This window comes from Streptococcus suis, assembly GCF_002964045.1.
Taxonomy (GTDB): domain Bacteria; phylum Bacillota; class Bacilli; order Lactobacillales; family Streptococcaceae; genus Streptococcus; species Streptococcus suis_U.
Genome location: NZ_POPB01000023.1, coordinates 1 through 267, shown reverse-complemented (window position 1 = coordinate 267; position 267 = coordinate 1). Strand labels below are relative to the sequence as shown.

Annotated in this window: 1 protein-coding gene; it reads right to left on the bottom strand. The window is 44.9% G+C overall.

Annotated features, from left to right (window positions below):
* The coding region (locus C1E99_RS00090) for a DEAD/DEAH box helicase (protein WP_330848204.1) at positions 1-267 on the bottom strand (267 nt) is incomplete at both ends.

Genomic DNA, 267 nt, shown 5'->3' with positions numbered 1-267 from the left:
CAGCAGGCAACTGATTAATAATCGATACATCCATATCTCCAAAAGCTGTAATAGCTAACGTCCGAGGAATAGGTGTCGCAGTCATCATAAGCACATCCGGATTATCACCCTTCTCACGAAACAGACGGCGCTGTTTAACACCAAAACGATGTTGCTCATCCGTCACAACCAAACCAAGCTTATGGTACGTCACACTTTCCTGGATAAGAGCATGAGTTCCTACAATGATGTCTACCTGACCACTAGAAATCGCCTCTAAAGCAGCAC